Origin of the sequence: Ralstonia nicotianae, from assembly GCF_018243235.1 — a bacterium.
In the GTDB taxonomy this organism is placed as follows: domain Bacteria; phylum Pseudomonadota; class Gammaproteobacteria; order Burkholderiales; family Burkholderiaceae; genus Ralstonia; species Ralstonia nicotianae.
The window spans coordinates 2,059,160-2,077,349 of record NZ_CP046674.1 but is presented as its reverse complement, the minus strand read 5'-3'; the positions used below and the strand labels follow the sequence as shown (position 1 = coordinate 2,077,349).

Annotated in this window: 14 protein-coding genes; 11 read left to right on the top strand and 3 right to left on the bottom strand. The window is 66.8% G+C overall.

Annotated elements, in window-relative coordinates; genetic code table 11:
* The first annotated feature begins 14 nt into the window (after window positions 1-14).
* Entirely contained in the window at window positions 15-1,142 is a 1,128-nt protein-coding gene (locus GO999_RS09370) for a hypothetical protein (RefSeq protein WP_211906162.1), read from the top strand.
* 70 nt (window positions 1,143-1,212) lie between these two features.
* Here GO999_RS09370 and GO999_RS09365 read toward each other — a convergent pair whose 3' ends face one another.
* The 3 genes from GO999_RS09365 to map form a co-directional block, all read right to left on the bottom strand.
* Entirely contained in the window at window positions 1,213-3,408 is a 2,196-nt protein-coding gene (locus GO999_RS09365) for a pseudouridine synthase (protein ID WP_211906161.1), read from the bottom strand.
* A gap of 24 nt (window positions 3,409-3,432) precedes the next feature.
* A complete protein-coding gene (locus GO999_RS09360) occupies window positions 3,433-6,018 on the bottom strand; it encodes a [protein-PII] uridylyltransferase (protein ID WP_211906160.1) in 2,586 nt (861 codons plus the stop codon).
* 108 nt (window positions 6,019-6,126) lie between these two features.
* Window positions 6,127-6,954 (bottom strand): type I methionyl aminopeptidase, encoded by an 828-nt coding sequence (gene map / locus GO999_RS09355; RefSeq protein ID WP_011001352.1) that lies wholly within the window; start codon window positions 6,952-6,954, stop codon window positions 6,127-6,129.
* Between the two features lie 318 nt (window positions 6,955-7,272).
* On the opposite strand from map, the gene rpsB reads away from it, so the two are divergent.
* From rpsB to GO999_RS09305, 10 genes are all read left to right on the top strand, one after another.
* Window positions 7,273-8,016: a 30S ribosomal protein S2 gene (rpsB, locus tag GO999_RS09350; RefSeq protein WP_011001353.1), complete on the top strand. Its 744-nt coding sequence runs from the start codon at window positions 7,273-7,275 to the stop codon at window positions 8,014-8,016.
* 253 nt (window positions 8,017-8,269) lie between these two features.
* Window positions 8,270-9,148, top strand: a complete 879-nt coding sequence (gene tsf, locus GO999_RS09345) for a translation elongation factor Ts (RefSeq protein ID WP_011001354.1) — start codon at window positions 8,270-8,272, stop codon at window positions 9,146-9,148.
* 312 nt (window positions 9,149-9,460) lie between these two features.
* Window positions 9,461-10,171 (top strand): UMP kinase, encoded by a 711-nt coding sequence (pyrH, locus tag GO999_RS09340; RefSeq protein ID WP_011001355.1) that lies wholly within the window; start codon window positions 9,461-9,463, stop codon window positions 10,169-10,171.
* A 165-nt stretch (window positions 10,172-10,336) separates the two neighbouring features.
* Window positions 10,337-10,897 carry a ribosome recycling factor gene (frr, locus tag GO999_RS09335; protein ID WP_011001356.1) on the top strand — a complete coding sequence of 187 codons (561 nt, stop codon included), beginning with the start codon at window positions 10,337-10,339 and terminating at the stop codon, window positions 10,895-10,897.
* 51 nt (window positions 10,898-10,948) lie between these two features.
* Complete coding sequence (uppS, locus tag GO999_RS09330; RefSeq protein ID WP_020831937.1) at window positions 10,949-11,725, top strand: polyprenyl diphosphate synthase; 777 nt, start codon at window positions 10,949-10,951, stop codon at window positions 11,723-11,725.
* Window positions 11,726-11,728: 3 nt separating this feature from the next.
* Window positions 11,729-12,544 carry a phosphatidate cytidylyltransferase gene (locus GO999_RS09325; RefSeq protein ID WP_064477765.1) on the top strand — a complete coding sequence of 272 codons (816 nt, stop codon included), beginning with the start codon at window positions 11,729-11,731 and terminating at the stop codon, window positions 12,542-12,544.
* A gap of 14 nt (window positions 12,545-12,558) precedes the next feature.
* Complete coding sequence (ispC, locus tag GO999_RS09320; protein WP_111375186.1) at window positions 12,559-13,740, top strand: 1-deoxy-D-xylulose-5-phosphate reductoisomerase; 1,182 nt, start codon at window positions 12,559-12,561, stop codon at window positions 13,738-13,740.
* A gap of 105 nt (window positions 13,741-13,845) precedes the next feature.
* Window positions 13,846-15,234, top strand: a complete 1,389-nt coding sequence (gene rseP, locus GO999_RS09315; RefSeq protein WP_211906159.1) for an RIP metalloprotease RseP — start codon at window positions 13,846-13,848, stop codon at window positions 15,232-15,234.
* 104 nt (window positions 15,235-15,338) lie between these two features.
* Window positions 15,339-17,636 (top strand): outer membrane protein assembly factor BamA, encoded by a 2,298-nt coding sequence (gene bamA / locus GO999_RS09310; protein ID WP_011001361.1) that lies wholly within the window; start codon window positions 15,339-15,341, stop codon window positions 17,634-17,636.
* Window positions 17,636-18,190 (top strand): OmpH/Skp family outer membrane protein, encoded by a 555-nt coding sequence (locus GO999_RS09305; protein ID WP_011001362.1) that lies wholly within the window; start codon window positions 17,636-17,638, stop codon window positions 18,188-18,190. The genes bamA and GO999_RS09305 overlap by 1 nt, the downstream gene beginning before the upstream one ends.

Here is an 18,190-nt window from a genome sequence, read left to right as displayed (position 1 = left end):
ACCACGGAGGCGATATGGCGCACGATGTACCGAGCGGACTGCGCCGACTGGCGTTGGCATGGTGCGCCATGGTGGCTCTGGGCCTGAGCGCCTGCGCCGGACCGGAGCCCGCGCCGCCGGAGGTGGCACTCGTCCAGGTGGCCGCTGCGGCCGGCGGCCCGGCCTGGCAGCGCGTCCATCTCGGCAGCGGCGCCGTCGTCTATGACTTCCCGGTCTACGCCAACCATCCGCTCGATGGCGACTTGCGCGGCATCCGCGAAGTCGTGTTCGTGCAGCACGGCCGGCAGCGCAACGGCAACGACTACTACGCCGCCGGCGCCGAGCTGCTGAAGGCCAGCGGCCGCAACCCCGACGAGATCCTGCTGATCGCCCCGAACTTTCCCGGCGAGCCCGATGCCGACAAGGGTTTCGACCGCATGCCGACGTGGTCGGTGGACGGCTGGCTCGGCGGTTTCAATGCCGTCAACACACCCTACACGGGCCTGAGTTCGCTGCAGGTGCTGGATGACCTGATCGCCTTTGTCACCGATCCGGCACGGTTGCCCAACGTCCGGCGCGTGACGGTGGCCGGCCATTCGGGCGGTGCGCAGATCGTGCACCGCTACGCCGTGCTCAACAACGTGGACGAGCGCACCCGTGCGCGCGGCGTGGATCTGCGCTATGTGGTGGCCAATCCGTCGTCGTATCTCTACTTCACGCCGGAGCGGCCGCGCGGCCGCGGTTTCGCCCCTGATGACGCCAGCGCCTGCCCGGACTACGACCGCTACAAATACGGCATGGTCGACATGGCCCCCTACGCGGCGGGCATGGACGGCAGGACCCTGTTCAGGCGCTATGCCCAGCGTCAGGTGACCTACCTCGTGGGCAGCAACGACAACGATCCCGGCCACCGCGTGCTCGACAAGACCTGCGGCGCCGAAGCCCAGGGCCCGACGCGGCTGGACCGCGCCCGCAACTATCTGCGCTATGAGCGCTATCTGGCGGGGGCGCGCAAGCCGGTCCGCCACCAGGCGCACGAGGTCATCGGCGTGGGGCACGACCCGGCACGCATGTTCGGTTCGCGCTGCGGCGCGCAGGCGGTCTTCGGTCTGCCGGCGGCCGCCAATGTGACCGGCGCGGCCTGCCGGCCACCGCAGCTTTAACGCGATCGGAGTCGGGGCGGGCGGCGCCGGCCGTGCGGTCCGGCGCCGTTCATGAAGGGACGGTGCCGCCTCAGAACTTCTCGAAGCGGCCCAGGAAGCGCCACTTGCCCACCGGCAGGTCGCCCAGCACGACGCTGCCCATGCGGATGCGCTTGAGGCCCACCACCTCCAGGCCGACCTGCTCGCACATCCGGCGGATCTGGCGCTTCTTGCCTTCGCGCAGCACGAAGCGCAGCTGCTCTTCGTTCTGCCAGCTGACCTTGGCGGGCTTGAGCGCCTCGCCGTCCAGCGACAGGCCGTGGCGCAGCATCTCCAGCAGGTCTTCGGGGAAGACCTTGGAGATGTCGTGCTCGACGGGGCCCTGCGGCGCATTCCACACCACGCGCACCAGGTATTCCTTCTCGACGGTCGAGTCTTCGCCGATCAGGTGGCGCGCCACGCGGCCGTCCTGCGTCAGCACCAGCAGGCCGGTGGAGTCGATGTCCAGCCGGCCGGCCGGCGCCAGGCCCTTGTGCTGCCAGGCGGCGAAATGCTTGCGGGTCGGATCCTCCTCCCACTGGTTCTCCGCCGTGAACAGCGCGGCGGCGGGCTCGTAGCCGTCTTCCGCCTGGCCCGACACATAGCCCACGGGCTTGTGCAGCAGCACCGTCACGCGCTCGCCCTGTTCGGAGCGCGCGGCCGGGAGGATCTCGATCTCGGCATCCGGTCGCACGCGCGAACCCAGTTCGGTGACGGGCTCGCCGTCCACCAGCACCCAGCCGCGCGGAATCCACTCGTCCGCCTCGCGGCGCGAGCACAGGCCCAGCTCGGACATGCGCTTGGACAGCCGCACCAGGCCCGACGATTCCGCCTGGGGCACCGAACCGGGCGTGTGTGCCGCCTCGCGTTGGGGCGCGCGCTCATCGCGTTCGGGGCGCGGCGCGCGGGCCGGACGGTCCTCGAAGCGGCGCGGAGGGCGTTGATCATCACCGGACCTGCGCGGCGGCCGTTCGTCATCGAACCGGCGCGGAGGACGGTCCTCGAAGCGACGGGGCGGGCGCTGATCGTCGCCGGACCTGCGCGGCGGACGCTCATCATCGAACCGGCGCGGTGGGCGGTCCTCGAACCGGCGCGGCGGCCGCTCGTCGTCGAATCGACGAGGCGGACGTTGATCGTCGCCGGACCTGCGCGGCGGACGCTCATCATCGAACCGGCGCGGTGGGCGGTCCTCGAACCGGCGTGGCGGCCGCTCGTCGTCGAAGCGACGGGGCGGGCGTTGATCGTCGCCGAACTTGCGCGGCGGCCGTTCGTCATCGAATCGGCGCGGAGGACGGTCCTCGAACCGGCGAGGCGGCCGCTCATCGTCAAACCGACGCGGCGGGCGCTGATCGTCGCCGGACCTGCGAGGCGGCCGTTCGTCATCGAATCGGCGCGGAGGACGGTCCTCGAACCGGCGAGGCGGCCGCTCATCGTCAAACCGACGCGGCGGGCGCTGATCGTCGCCGGACCTGCGCGGCGGCCGTTCGTCATCGAATCGGCGCGGTGGACGGTCCTCGAACCGGCGAGGCGGCCGCTCATCGCCGAAGCGACGGGGCGGACGTTGATCGTCGCCGAACTTGCGCGGCGGACGTTCGTCATCGAATCGACGCGGCGGACGGTCCTCGAACCGGCGGGGTGGCCGCTCATCGTCGAAGCGACGGGGCGGACGTTGATCGTCGCCGAACTTGCGCGGCGGACGTTCGTCATCGAATCGACGCGGCGGACGGTCCTCGAACCGGCGAGGCGGCCGCTCATCGCCGAAGCGACGGGGCGGACGTTGATCGTCGCCGAACTTGCGCGGCGGACGTTCGTCATCGAATCGACGCGGTGGACGGTCCTCGAACTGGCGGGGTGGCCGCTCATCGCCGAAGCGACGGGGCGGACGTTGATCGTCACCGAACTTGCGCGGGGGGCGTTCGTCATCGAACCGGCGCGGCAGGCGGTCCCCCTGCATGCGGCGCGGCTTGGCCTCGCGCGGCGGCTGGCTGTCGTCGTCGCGGCGCGCTCGGGCGGGCCGCTTGGCGTCGCCTTCCTGCGGCTTGGGCCGGCGCTGCGACGGGCGTAGCGGCTGGCGGTCGCGGTTCAGGTCGGAGGCGCGCAGCGGCTTGCCGGTGGTGCGCACCGGGTTGCCCGTGTCGTCGCGGCGCACGCCGAGCGTGGCGCGCTTGCCCGGGCGGGTGGCCCGCTGCGTGGGGTCGCTGGCGGAGCGCTTGGTGTCGTCGCCGGGGAAATCGTCGGAATCAGTCATGGGTCAAATCCATCAGGCGAGGCCTCAGATAGCGAGTGCCTCGAGCAGCTCGCTTTCGAGCGCGAGCTGCAGTTTGTTGTCTTGCGTGAGTCGGCGGCCGTCGAGCAGGAAGACGTCTTCCACCCGCTCGCCCAGCGTGTTGATGCGCGCGGTGTGCACCGACACACGATGGCGCGCCAGCACCCGGGCGATGGCGTACAGCAGCCCGGTGCGGTCGGTGGCCGACAGCGACAGCAGGTAATACTGCCCGCGCTCGTCCGGGCGCAGGTCCACGCGCGGCTTGATCGGGAAGCTGCGCGACTGGCGCGAGATGCGTCCGCGCGGCGGCTCGGTCAGGGCGGTCTCGCGCGCGATCAGCTCGGCCAGCTCGTGCTCGACCAGCGTGATGATGTCGCGGTAGTGCCCGGGCTCCACCAGGCCGGAGCCGGGGTCGGCCACCTGGAAGGTGTCGAGCGCGTAGCCATGCTTGGTGGTGTGGATCTTGGCATCGAGGATGGTCAGCCCCTTGCGCTCGAAGTAGCCGCAGATGCGGGCGAACAGGTCGGGCCGGTCGGGCGAATACACCGCCACCTGCAGGCCTTCGCCCACCGGCGAGATCCGCGCCCGCACGATCGGGAGGGCGGTGTCGACGCGGTTGTAGAAATGCCGCGTGAACCACGCAATGTCGCGCGCGTCGTGGCGCAGGAACACGCCCACGTCCAGCTGGGCCCACAGCGCTTCGTGGGCATGCGGGTCCATCGCGGCCAGGCGCAGCAGGACGCGCGCTTCTTCCTTGCGGCCCTCCAGCACGGCGTGCGGATCGGTGGTCGCGCCGCCCAGCACGCGCAGCGTTATCCGGTACAGGTCTTCCAGCAGCTTGGCTTTCCAGGCGTTCCACACCTTCGGGCTGGTGCCGCGGATATCGGCCACCGTCAGCAGGTACAGCGCGCTCAGGTAGCGCTCGCTGCCGACCTGGTCGGCGAAGTGGCGGATGACCTCGGGATCGCCCAGGTCCTGCTTCTGCGCGACCTGGCTCATGGTCAGGTGGTGCTCGACCAGCCAGACGATCAGGTCGGCATCCTCGCTGGCGATGCCGTGCTGCTTGCAGAAGCGCCGCGCGTCGGCCATGCCCAGCACCGAGTGGTCGCCGCCGCGCCCCTTGGCGATGTCGTGGAACAGCGCGGCCACGGTCAGCACCCAGGGCTTGTCGAAGTTCGCCATCAGCTGGCTGCAGAACGGGAACTCGTGCGCGTGCTCGACGATGGCGAAGCGGCGGACATTGCGCACCACCATCAGGATGTGCTGGTCGACCGTGTAGACGTGGAACAGGTCGTGCTGCATCTGCCCGACGATGCGTCGGAAGTTGACCAGGTAGCGGCCCAGCACGCTGGTCTGGTTCATCAGCCGCAGCGCATGCGTGATGCCCTGCGGCTGCTGCAGGATCGACAGGAACGTCGCGCGGTTGGCCGGATCGCGGCGCCACCTGGCATCCATCTGCGTGCGGGCGTTGTAGAGCGCGCGCAGCGTGTTGGCGGCCAGGCCCTTGACGCCGCGCGTCTGTTCATACACTAGGAAGGTTTCCAGGATGGCGGCCGGCTCGCGCTGGTACAGCTCGGGATCGGCGATCTCCAGCATGCCCTGGCGCTCGACAAAGCGCCCGTTGATGGTCCGCGTGATGCCCAACTCGGTCGGAAACAGCCGGGCCTCGATGTTCTGCAGCACCACGGTGTTGAGCTGCGTGACGGCTTTGGCTGCCCAGTAGTAGCGGCGCATCAGCTGCTCGCTGGTGCGCTTGGCCGCGTTCGGGCGATAGCCGAAGGCCTCGCCCAGCTGGGTCTGCAGGTCGAACACGAGTACGTCCTGGCGGCGCCCGGCCAGCAGGTGCAGGCGGGCCCGGATGGTCTTGAGCAGGCGTTCGTTGGCGGCCAGCTCCTTGGCTTCGCGGCGCGTCAGCAACTGGTTGACCAGCAGCTCGTTCCAGCTCGAGCCGAAGCCGGCCGCGCGCGTCATCCACAGGATCACCTGCAGGTCGCGCAGGCCGCCCGGGCTTTCCTTGCAGTTGGGCTCGAGCGAGTAGGGCGTGTCCTGGTACTTGGCATGCCGCTGTCGCATCTCCAGCATCTTGGACTGGTAGAAATCGGCGGCGTCGAGGTGCCCCTGGTAGTGCGTCTCGAAGGTGCGGTAGAGGCCTTCGTCGCCGGTCAGCAGGCGCGCCTCGAGCAGCGACGTGCACACCGTCACATCCTGCGTGGCCTCGCTGATGCACTCGTCGACGGTGCGCACCGATGAGCCGATGTCCAGTCCCATGTCCCAGCAGCGGCCGATGAAGGCTTCCAGCCGTGTCTCCAGAGCCTTGTCCGCGGTCTGCGGCAGCAGCAGCAGGATGTCGACGTCGGAATGCGGGAACAGCTCGCCGCGCCCGTAGCCGCCCACGGCGACCAGGGCGCAGGTGTCGGGCATCCCCTCGTCCTGCCAGAGCAGGATGAGCGCTTGGTCGACGGCGCGCGCCAGCTTCGTGACCAGCAGGTTGACGTTGGCGTGCTGCTCGAATTGCGCGAACAGGTGCGCGCGCTCGGCCTTCAGGATGTCGCGCGGAGACGTGGCGGGAGTGGCGGCAGCAGCGGTATGCATGCGTTGAGCGTCAATGGAACAACGACCGGAGCGGTCCGGTCGTTGCGGAAAAACATGGGCCGGCGCGACCGCTGCGGCGCACCTGGGGCGACGAGCGGTCGGGCCCGATCAGGCCGTGGCCGGCGTACCGTCGCTCACGAACGCCGGCGGCGCCGGCGTATGCGCCGACACGGTCAGCACGTCGTAGCCGGCCTCCGTCACCAGGATCGTGTGCTCCCACTGGGCCGACAGGCTGCGGTCGCGCGTCTTGACCGTCCACTGGTCGGGCATGGTGCGGATGTCGCGCTTGCCCGCGTTGATCATCGGTTCGATGGTGAAGATCATGCCGGCCTTCAGCTCCAGGCCCGTGCCCGGGCGGCCGTAGTGCAGGATCTGCGGATCTTCGTGGAAGACCTGGCCGATGCCGTGCCCGCAATACTCGCGCACCACGCTGTAGCCGGCGGCTTCGGCGTGCTGCTGGATCACGTGGCCGATGTCGCCCAGGCGCGCGCCAGGCCGCACCACGGCGATGCCCTTCCACATGCATTCGTACGTCACCTGCGCCAGCCGCTTGGCCAGGATCGAGCCCTCGCCGACGATGAACATGCGGCTGGTGTCGCCGTAATAGCCCTCGGGCGTGATCACGGTGATGTCCAGGTTGATGGCGTCGCCGTTCTTGAGAATCTTTTTGTCGTCCGGAATACCGTGGCAGATCACATCGTTGACCGATGTGCAGATCGCGCCGGGGAAGGGCGGGTAGCCCGGCGGCGCGTAATTCAGCGGCGCGGGCACGGTGCCTTGCACGTCACGCATGTAGGCGTGGCACAGGCGGTCCAGTTCACCGGTGGAAACGCCGGCCTTGACGAACGGCGTGATGTAGTCGAGTACTTCCGACGCAAGCCGGCAGGCCACGCGCATGTGCGCAATGTCTTCGGCGGTCTTGAGGGTAACGGCCATGTTGTGACTCTTTCTGCACGCAACAGCGATCGTGCGGCGTGGTGTCCAAAGCATGGATTATCGCACCAAAGCCGTCCTGCCGGGCGTCGCGGGCGAGGCGGATGCCCGGCGCCGGGGCAGGGCGCGAACTCTATGGAAGGCCTTGAGTCGATTGGGTTTTTAGGGCTATAATCGCCGGCTAAGCCATCGCTTGGTCGGGTCGTTTTTCTTCCCGGCGGCGGGGCTTGAAATCGCGAGCCGCTTCATCGCGGGTGTTCCTCGTATCGCATGCGAGGGATGTCTGAGGCGGCTTCAGACCTAACCCGACTGGAGAATTTCATGTCCGTGACCATGCGCGAAATGCTGGAAGCCGGTGTCCACTTCGGCCACCAGACCCGCTTCTGGAACCCCAAGATGGCCCCCTTCATTTTCGGCCATCGCAACAAGATTCACATCATCAACCTGGAAAAGACGCTGCCGATGTACCTGGACGCACTGAAGTATGTGCGCCAGCTGGCAGCCAACCGGGGCACCATCCTGTTCGTCGGCACCAAGCGCCAGTCGCGTGAGATCCTGGCTGAGGAAGCCGCTCGCGCCGGCATGCCGTACGTCGACAGCCGCTGGCTCGGCGGCATGCTGACCAACTTCAAGACGGTCAAGATCTCGATCAAGCGCCTGAAGGACATGGAAGCCGCCAAGGAAGCCGGCGCGCTGGAGTCCATGAGCAAGAAGGAAGCGCTGATGTTCGAGCGCGAAATGGAGAAGCTGGAAAAGTCCATCGGCGGCATCAAGGACATGGGCGGCATTCCGGACGCCATCTTCGTGGTGGACGTCGGCTACCACAAGATCGCCGTGACCGAGGCTGCCAAGCTGGGCATCCCGGTGATCGGCGTGGTGGATACCAACCACTCGCCGGAAGGCATCGACTACGTCATCCCGGGTAACGACGACTCGAGCAAGGCTGTCGCACTGTACGTGCGCGGCGTGGCCGACGCGATCCTGGAAGGCCGCGCCAACGCGGTTCAGGAAGTGGTGGAAGCCGCCCGTGGCGGCGACGACTTCGTCGAAGTCCAGGAAGGCTAAAACACAAGAAGGCGCGCGCCCGCCGCATGGTCGAGCGGGACGCGCGTCAGGCCGTACCGGTGCGCAGGCATCGGCACAGACGGCCAGACAGGGGCGCATACCAAACGCCCCTTTTTTTTGAAAATTGTCATCGGGATGTCCCGCTCGCGTCGTATTTCGTGAGGGCGTCCGGATGGAACCCGGATGGCAGGCCGGCGCGAGGCGATCACGGATCCGCGCGACCGGGCGGCGATCTGAAACAAGGAGCATGAGAATGGCGGCAATTACCGCAAGCATGGTGGCAGAACTGCGCGCGAAGACCGACGCGCCGATGATGGAATGCAAGAAGGCCCTGACCGAAGCCGAAGGCAATATGGAAAAGGCCGAAGAAATCCTGCGCGTGAAGCTGGGCAACAAGGCCGGCAAGGCCGCGGCCCGCATCACCGCTGAAGGCGTGATCGCTTCGTTCATCGACGGCACCATCGGCGCCCTGGTCGAGCTGAACTGCGAAACCGACTTCGTGTCGCGCAACGACGATTTCCTGGGCTTCGCCAACGAGATCGCCAAGCTGATCGCCACGCAGAACCCGGCGGACGTCGCTGCCCTGTCGGCCCTGTCGATCGGCGACGAAACCGTGGAAGCCGTGCGCACTCGCCTGATCGGCAAGATCGGCGAGAACATGACGATCCGCCGCTTCCAGCGCTTCGAAGGTACCAAGCTGGCTTCGTACCTGCACGGCACCCGCATTGGTGTGATGGTGGCGTTCGACGGTGACGAAGTTGCCGCCAAGGACGTGGCGATGCATGCCGCGGCCATGAAGCCGGTTGCACTGTCGTCGGACGAAGTGCCGGCCGAGCTGATCGCCAAGGAGCGCAGCATCGCCGAGCAGAAGGCTGCCGAATCGGGCAAGCCGGCCGAGATCGTTGCCAAGATGGTGGAAGGCAGCGTGCAGAAGTACCTGAAGGAAGTCTCGCTGCTGAACCAGCCGTTCGTGAAGAACGACAAGCAGACCGTCGAGCAGATGCTCAAGGCCGCCAACACGACCGTGAAGGGCTTCACGCTGTTCGTGGTGGGCGAGGGCATCGAGAAAAAGCAGGACGACTTCGCCGCCGAAGTGGCCGCCCAGGTGGCTGCCGCCAAGCAGCAGGCGTAATGCTGCGGCGGTCGCGGCCGACGGTACCCCTCCGGTGTGGTAGGCCGGGGCGTGTCGTTTCCTCCATCGGCGCGACCGTATAATGCCGAACAGACAGGGCACCGCAAGGTGCCCTGTTTGCAGGTGCAGCCTGCTTGCGCGGGCGTCGGCCGGGCGCATGGCCCTGCCGGCTTCCGCGCAAGTCGGTTGCGGGATGGCCGGAATCCCCGTTCCGGTTGTTGTGGCCGCCGTGTTTCGTTCAGACGGCCAGCCCCTGCGCTGGCGCGTTTTCCCCTTTCCTGCTCCCGTACAGGAATCGTCAAAAGGATATTCATGCCTGCCTACAAGCGCGTTCTACTCAAACTTTCCGGCGAAGCCCTGATGGGCGACGATGCCTTCGGCATCAATCGCAGCACCATCGAAGGGATGGTCAACGACATCGCCGAAATCGTGAGGCTGGGCGTGCAGGTGGCCGTGGTGATCGGCGGCGGCAACATCTTCCGCGGCGTCGCGGGCGGCGCTGCCGGCATGGATCGCGCCACGGCCGACTACATGGGCATGCTGGCCACCATGATGAACGCGCTGGCGCTGCAGGATGCCATGCGCCACGCCAACATCGAGGGCCGCGTGCAGTCCGCGCTGCGCATGGACCAGGTAGTCGAGCCATACATCCGTCCGCGCGCGATCCGTCAGCTGGAGGAGGGCAAGGTCGTCATCTTCGCGGCCGGTACCGGCAATCCGTTCTTCACCACCGACACCGCCGCCGCGCTGCGCGGCTCGGAGATCGGCGCGGAGATCGTGCTCAAGGCCACCAAGGTCGATGGCGTCTATACCGCCGATCCGAAGAAGGACCCCAGCGCGACCCGCTACACCACCATCAGCTTCGACGAGGCCATCTCGCGCAACCTGCAGGTGATGGATGCGACCGCCTTCGCGCTGTGCCGCGACCAGAAGCTGCCGATCAAGGTCTTCTCGATCCAGAAGCCGAACGCGCTCAAGCGCGTCATCATGGGTGAGGACGAGGGCACGCTGGTGCACGTCTGAGCGGCCTCGCATCCGCCTTTCCCAGCCGCCCGCCAGGTCGATGCAAATGGCTCTGGCGTGCGGCTTCCATGTAAAATTGCCTATTGTCTTTCAGGTGCTGCCGGCGCCGGGCGCGATGCCTCGGTCGCACATTTGGCAGGACCGCTGTTATCGTTCGGAGGAAGTATGAGCGTGGCCGATATCAAGAAGAGTGCCGAGCAGAAGATGCAGAAGTCGATCGACGCCTTCAAGGCCGATCTCGCGAAGGTTCGTACCGGTCGCGCCCACACGGGTCTGCTTGACCACGTGCAGGTCGATTACTATGGTTCGATGGTACCCATCAGTCAGGTCGCCAATCTGGGCCTGGCCGATGCACGTACGATCAGTGTGCAGCCGTGGGAAAAGAAGATGGTGTCGGCCGTCGAAAGGGCCATCCGCGACGCGGACCTGGGCCTGAACCCGGCGACCATGGGCGAAGTGATTCGCGTACCGATGCCCCCGCTGACCGAGGAGCGCCGCAAGGAACTGACCAAGGTGGTCAAGTCCGAGGGCGAAGATGCCAAGGTCGCGGTGCGCAACGTGCGCCGCGACGCCAACGAGCAGTTCAAGAAGCTGGTCAAGGACAAAGCCATCTCCGAAGATGACGAGCGCCGCGGCCAGGATGAAGTCCAAAAACTGACCGATCGCTTCGTGGCCGAGGTGGACAAGCTTGTCGCCGAAAAGGACAAGGAAATCATGACGGTTTGAGGCCGTCTCCCACCTGCCGGCGCATTGTGTGTCGGCCATGGGAACCCATTCATGCATATCAGCTCGACACTGGCGGTGCCTGACACCGCCGATACGCCACACCACGTTGCCATCATCATGGATGGCAATGGCCGCTGGGCCACCGAACGCCACCTCCCGCGCATGGCGGGGCACAGTCGTGGCCTCGATGCCGTGCGTGCCGCGGTCCAGGCCGCAGACCACCGTGGCGTGCGCTACCTGACGCTGTTCGCGTTCAGTTCGGAGAACTGGCGCCGTCCGGCCGAGGAAATCTCCTTCCTGATGAAGCTGTTCATGACGGCTCTGCGGCGCGAGGTGAGCAAGCTGAATGACAGCGGCATCCGCCTGCGCGTGGTGGGTGATCTGAGTGCGTTCAGTCCGCGTATCCAGCTGATGATCCGCGAGGCGGAAGCCAAGACGGCGGCCAACCCCGGGCTCACCGTCACCATCGCTGCCAACTACGGCGGCCGCTGGGACATCCTGCAGGCCATGCGCGCGCTGGTGGCCGATCAGCCCGACATCGCGCCCGAAGCCATCACCGAAGAGGCGCTGTCGCCGTATATGGCGCTGGCGTATGCGTCGGAGCCGGACCTGTTCATCCGCACCGGCGGCGAGCAGCGCATCAGCAATTTCATGCTGTGGCAGCTCGCCTATTCCGAGCTCTACTTCACCGAACGCTACTGGCCCGATTTCGACGCTGCGGAGATGGATCGCGCCTTTGCCTGGTATCGCAACCGCGAGCGGCGCTTTGGCCGTACCAGCGCGCAGCTGGAACCCGGCACTGCCCCCGCGCTGTCGGCCGGAGCCTGACGCATGCTGCTGACTCGCGTGATCACCGCTGTCTGCCTGCTGATTGTCATCCTGCCGATCCTGTTGTTCGCTCCGCCTGCCGGCCTGACCGGGCTGGTGACGGTGTTTGCCGTGCTGGCGGCCTGGGAATGGGGGCGACTGGTCCGTCTGCCGGGCTGGTGGGGGCCGGTGCTGTACGCGGCCGTGGCGGTCGTGCTGACGATCGCCTGGCACGACATCCCGGTGCATGGTGACACGCGAGCGCTGTTCTACGCAGACATGGTTGCTTGGGCGGCGGCCTGGATGCTGCTGGCGGGCGGCGTGCGCGAGCTGACGGGCATGCGCCGGGCGCTGTTCGCGCTGCTGGGCTGGGTGATCCTGCCCGCGTTCGTGCACGCGACAATCCAATTGCGCGCTGAGGGGATCGCCTTCCTGCTGTCGGTGGCGGTGCTGGTGTGGGCGGCGGACGTGGGGGCGTATTTCGTCGGCAAGGCGATCGGCCGTCGCAAGCTCGCGCCGAGCATCAGCCCCGGCAAATCGTGGGAAGGCGCCATCGGCGGCGCGGTGCTGGTGGGTCTCATTGCGGTAACTGCCGGGGCCACGCACTGGTTCGCGCCGACCTGGTTCTCGCGTCAGTTCGACCAGCATGGCGCCGTGATCGCACTGGCGCTGACCGTCGTGCTGGTGGCCGCCAGCGTCGGCGGAGACCTGTTCGAGTCGCTGCTCAAGCGCCAGGTCGGCATGAAGGACAGCAGCCGCCTGCTGCCCGGCCATGGCGGGGTGCTCGACCGCATCGACGCACTGCTGCCGGTGCTGCCGCTGGCTGTATTGTTGACCTGAGGCGCTTTCCGGACATGATGCGCATTACCGTTCTTGGCGCCACCGGCTCCATCGGCGACAGCACGCTCGACGTGGTGCGCCGCCATCCCGACCGTTACCGCGTGTTCGCACTGACCGCCAACACGCAGGTCGATAAGCTTGCCGCGCTGTGCCGCGTGTTCCGTCCGGCGATGGCGGTGGTCGGCGCGGCCACCGCGGCCGAGGCGCTGCGGGACCAGCTCGGCGCGGAGGCCACAGGCATCGACATCCGCTTCGGCCCCGAGGCGCTGGAAGAGGCCGCCGCCCACCCCGATTGCGATGCCGTAATGGCCGCCATCGTCGGCGCGGCCGGCCTGCGCCCGACGCTGGCGGCCGTGCGCGCGGGCAAGCGTGTGCTGCTGGCCAACAAGGAAGCGCTGGTGATGTCCGGCGCGCTCTTCATGGACGCGGTGCGCCAGCATGGCGCCACCGTGCTGCCGATCGACAGCGAGCATAACGCCATCTTCCAGTGCCTGCCCCAGCAGCGTCCGAGCTTCGGGCACGGTGTGGCGCGCATCGTGCTGACGGCGTCGGGCGGCCCGTTCCGCACGCGCGCCGTCGAGACGCTGGCCGAGGTCACGCCCGATCAGGCCTGCGCCCATCCGAACTGGGTGATGGGCCGCAAGATTTCCGTCGACTCCGCCACCATGATGAACAAGGGGCTGGAGGTGATCGAGGCGCACTGGCTGTTCAACGTGCCGGTCGAGCGGCTCGAGGTGCTGATCCACCCGCAGAGCGTGATCCATTCGATGGTCGCTTACGATGACGGTTCGGTCCTGGCGCAACTCGGCAACCCCGACATGCGGACGCCGATCGCCTACGGGCTTGCGTACCCCGAGCGCATCGAGGCCGGCGTGCCGCTGCTGGATCTGGCCGCGACCGGCACGCTTGCGTTCGAAGCGCCCGATCTGCACCGCTTCCCGTGCCTGGCCCTGGCCTTCGACGCCTTGCGCGCCGGCGGCACGGCGCCTGCGGTGCTGAATGCGGCCAACGAGGTGGCGGTCGAGGCATTTTTGCAGCGCCGTATCCGCTTCACCGAGATTGCCGCGGTGGTGGGCGACACGCTGGCGCGCACCGCCATCGGACCGGCGGATTCGCTGGACACGGTGTTTGCCGCCGATGCGCAGGCGCGCCGCCGCGCCGAGCACTATATCGCTGCCTCGTGCCTGCAGTCGTGAGGCCTCAGGCCCACGTGCAAGCGGCCTGTCAGCGCAAGCGGGTAACATAATGCGTTCGCGCGGGCGGTGTCCGCGCTGGCGTGTCGACGCATCCGGAGAAGGTTCTTGCTGACCGTTTTAGCGTTTGTTTTCGCGATCGCCGTTCTGATCGTCGTTCACGAACTGGGGCACTACAGCGTTGCACGGTTGTGCGGCGTCAAGGTGCTGCGGTTCTCTGTCGGTTTCGGCAAGGTGCTGTTCCGCCGTGTCGGGCGTGGTCCGGATCGCACCGAATGGACGCTCTGCGCCATTCCGCTCGGCGGCTACGTCAAGATGCTGGGCGAGAGCGCCCGCGACCCTGAGCGGGATCCGCCAATTCCCCCCGAGGACCTGCCCCGTACCTTCGATCACCAGCCGGTCTACAAGCGTTTTGCCATTGTGGCGGCCGGGCCGGTCTTCAATTTCTTGCTGGCGATCGCGCTGTATGCGCTGCTGGCCTGGGTGGGGGCGCAGGAGCCGCTGCCCATCCTCGGCGCACCGCCGCCCGGCAGCATCGCCGCGCAGGCTGATCTGCGCGCCAAGGACCGCGTGGTCGCGGTCGGCACCGACGAGGAAGCGCCGACCCCGGTCCGGGCCTGGAGCGACGTGCGCATGCGCCTGTATGAAGCCGGCATCGGCGGGCGCGACGCCATCGTCCAGGTGCGCGGTGCCGACGGCGTGGAACGGACCGTGCGCCTGCGGGAGCTGCCCAGCGCCGCCCGCTCGCCCCAGGTCGACGTGATCGAGCAGGTCGGGCTGCGCCTGCTGGGCGGTCCGGTCACCATTGCCGAGGTTCTGCCCGGCAGCGCCGGCGAGCGCGCCGGACTGCGCCGCGGCGACCAGATCGTCCGCTTCGCCGGCCAACCCGCCGACCAGGCTTCCGACCTGATCCGCTGGATCCGCGCCATGCCCGAGCAGAACGCCTCGATCGACATCCTGCGCGACGGCCTGCCGATGACACTCCCGGTGCGCCTGGGCGCCGACGCCGATCCCGCGAATCCGGGCGGGCCGAAGCTCGGCAAGCTCGGCGCGCAGCTCTCGCAGCATGTGGAAACCGAACTGATCCGCGACGAGCCGGTCCATGCACTGGGGCATGCGATGCGCGAGGTCTGGCGGACCTCGATGCTGTCGCTGAAGGTGCTGGGCAAGATGATCGTGGGGCAGGCGTCGCTGCAGAACCTGAGCGGTCCGATCACCGTCGCCGACTTCGCGGGCAAGGCCGCGAGCCTCGGCTGGCAGTCCTTCGTCGCCTTCCTGGCCTTGATCAGCGTGAGTCTCGGGGTGCTGAACTTGTTGCCCGTTCCGGTATTGGATGGGGGGCATTTGCTGTATTATTGCGTGGAATTTTTGACAGGCAAGCCTGTGCCGGAATCCTGGCAAGCGGTACTTCAAAAGATCGGCATCGCCTGCATCCTGCTTCTCACTTCGCTCGCCTTGTACAACGACTTGAGCCGGCTGTTCCTGGCTCACGGCTAGGCTGTCGCCGGGTTGAACCATCGTTGCCGCAGGCGTGCGGAAACCCAGGGTTTTGAAAAACACTCGGAAGTGGATCCCGGCCGGATCCAATTTAGGGGATTAGATTGATCAGACAACATCGCTTCCCGCTCAGCATGCTGGCGGCTTCCGTGCTGACCGTTTGCGCCGGTCAGGCTCATGCAGTGGAGCCGTTCGTCATCAAGGACATTCGCGTGGAGGGGGTGCAACGCGTCGAGCCCGGCACCGTATTCGGCTATCTGCCCGTGAAGGTGGGTGAGACCTTCACCGACGACAAGGGCGCCGAATCGATCCGCGCGCTGTACAACACCGGTTTCTTCAAGGATGTACAGATCCGCGCCGAGGGCAACGTGCTGGTGGTGCGCGTGGAGGAGCGTCCGGCAATCTCCCAGCTGGAATTCATCGGCATCAAGGAATTCGACAAGGACACGCTGCGCCGCTCGCTGCGCGGCGTGGGCGTGGCCGAGGCGCGCTACTACGACAAATCCCTGATCGACCGTGCCGAGCAGGAGCTCAAGCGCCAGTACGTCTCGCGCGGCTACTACGCCGCCGACGTGCAGACCACCGTCACGCCGGTCGATGCCAACCGGGTGTCCGTCACGTTCACGGTGGATGAAGGCCCGGTCGCCAAGATCCGCCAGATCAACATCGTCGGCAACAAGGCCTTCTCCGAGGGCGACCTGCGCGACGAGATGCAGCTGTCCACGCCCAACTGGCTGTCGTGGTACACCAAGAACGACCTCTACTCCAAGCAGAAGCTGACGGCCGACCTGGAAGCGCTGCGCTCGTTCTACCTGGACCGCGGCTACCTGGAATTCGCCATCGAATCGACCCAGGTGTCGATCACGCCGGACAAGAAGGACATCTACCTGACGCTGAACATCCACGAGGGTGAGCAGTACAAGGTGTCCGACATCAAGCTGACCGGCGAGCTGCTGTCCAAGCAGGCCGAGATGGAGAAGCTGATCAAGCTCAAGCAGGGTGACGTGTTCTCGTCGGCCAAGCTGTCGGCCACCACCAAGGCGATCACCGACCTGCTGGGCACGTACGGCTACGCCTTCGCGACCATCAACCCGCAGCCGCAGATCAACCAGAAGGACCGCACGGTCGCGCTCACGCTGGTGGTCGATCCGGGCCGCCGCGTGTACGTGCGCCGCGTGAACGTGGTCGGCAACAGCAAGACGCGCGACGAAGTGGTGCGCCGCGAGATGCGCCAGATGGAGTCGTCGTGGTTCGATGGCGAGAAGCTGCAGCTCTCGCAGAACCGCATCAACCGCACCGGCTACTTCACCGACACCAACATCACCACCGAAGACGTGCCGGGCATGTCCGACCAGGTGGATGTCAACGTCAACGTGACCGAGAAGCCGACCGGCCAGATCAGCCTGGGCGTGGGCTTCTCGTCGACCGACAAGCTGGTGCTGTCGGCCGGTATCCGCCAGGACAACGTGTTCGGCTCCGGGACCAGCCTGGGCCTGGACGTGAACACCTCCAAGTCCAACCGCACCATCTCCGTGACGCAGTACGACCCGTACTTCACGGTCGATGGCATCAGCCGCTCGACCGAGCTGTACTACCGCACGTACCGCCCGCTGTACTACACCGGCGACCAGGACTACCGCATCGTGCAGCAGGGCGGCAACATCAAGTTCGGCGTGCCGTTCTCGGAAACCGATACCGTGTTCTTCGGCATCGGCTACGAGCGCACGACCATCGACGTGACCTCCAACACGCCGCTGGTCTACCAGAACTACGTGGCCAAGAACGGCCGCATTTCGAACAACTTCCCGATCACCATCGGCTGGTCGAAGGACCAGCGCGACAGCGCCCTGGTGCCGACGCGCGGCCGCTACCAGCAGGCCAACCTGGAGTTCGGCATTCCGGGCGGCGACCTGCAGTACTACCGTGCGTACTACCAGCACCAGTACTTCTATCCGGTGTCGAAGTCGTTCACGCTGGCGTTCAACAACGAGATCGGCTACGGCCACGGCTACGGCAACAAGGACTTCCCGGTCTTCAAGAACTACTACGCCGGCGGTATCGGCTCGGTGCGCGGCTACGAGACCAGCACGCTGGGCCCGCGCGACGCCAACGGCGTGGCCATCGGTGGCGCCAGCAAGTTCGTCGGCAACATGGAATTCATCTTCCCGCTGCCGGGCTCGGGCGTGGACCGCACCGTCCGCCTGTTCACCTTCTTCGACTACGGCAACGTGTTCGCCGAAGGCCAGCCGTTCAAGGTCGGCGACATGCGCTACTCCGCCGGTTTTGGCCTGTCGTGGCTGTCGCCGATCGGTCCTCTGAAGATCAGCATGGGCTTCCCGATCAAGAGGAAGGCCGAAGACCAGACGCAACGCTTCCAGTTCCAGATCGGGACTGCATTCTAATGACCGCATCCATCATGAAATCCACGCGCATCACGTTGTCCCGCATGGGCGTGTCCGCTGCCTTCGCAGCGCTGGCCGCCGCCAGCTTTGCGCTGCCGGCCACCGCCCAGGAAGCCCGCATCGCGGCCGTCAATTCCGAGCGCATCCTGCGCGACTCGCAGCCGGCCAAGGCCGCCCAGGCCAAGCTGGAAACCGAGTTCGCCAAGCGCGACCGTGAACTGCAGGATATGGCCGCCAAGCTCAAGGCGATGTCGGACAAGCTGGACAAGGACACCGCCGTGCTGGCCGATTCCGACCGCACGCGCCGCCAGCGCGAGCTGGCCGACATGGACCGCGATTTCCAGCGCAAGCAGCGCGAGTTCCGTGAAGACCTGAACCAGCGCCGCAACGAAGAGCTGGCCGGCGTGCTCGAGCGCGCCAACCGCGTGATCCGCCAGATCGCCGAGCAGCGCAAGTACGACCTGATCGTGCAGGAGGCGGTGTACGTGAACCCGCGCATCGACATCACCGACGAAGTGCTCAAGGCACTGAACGCCTCGCAATCGGCGAAATGA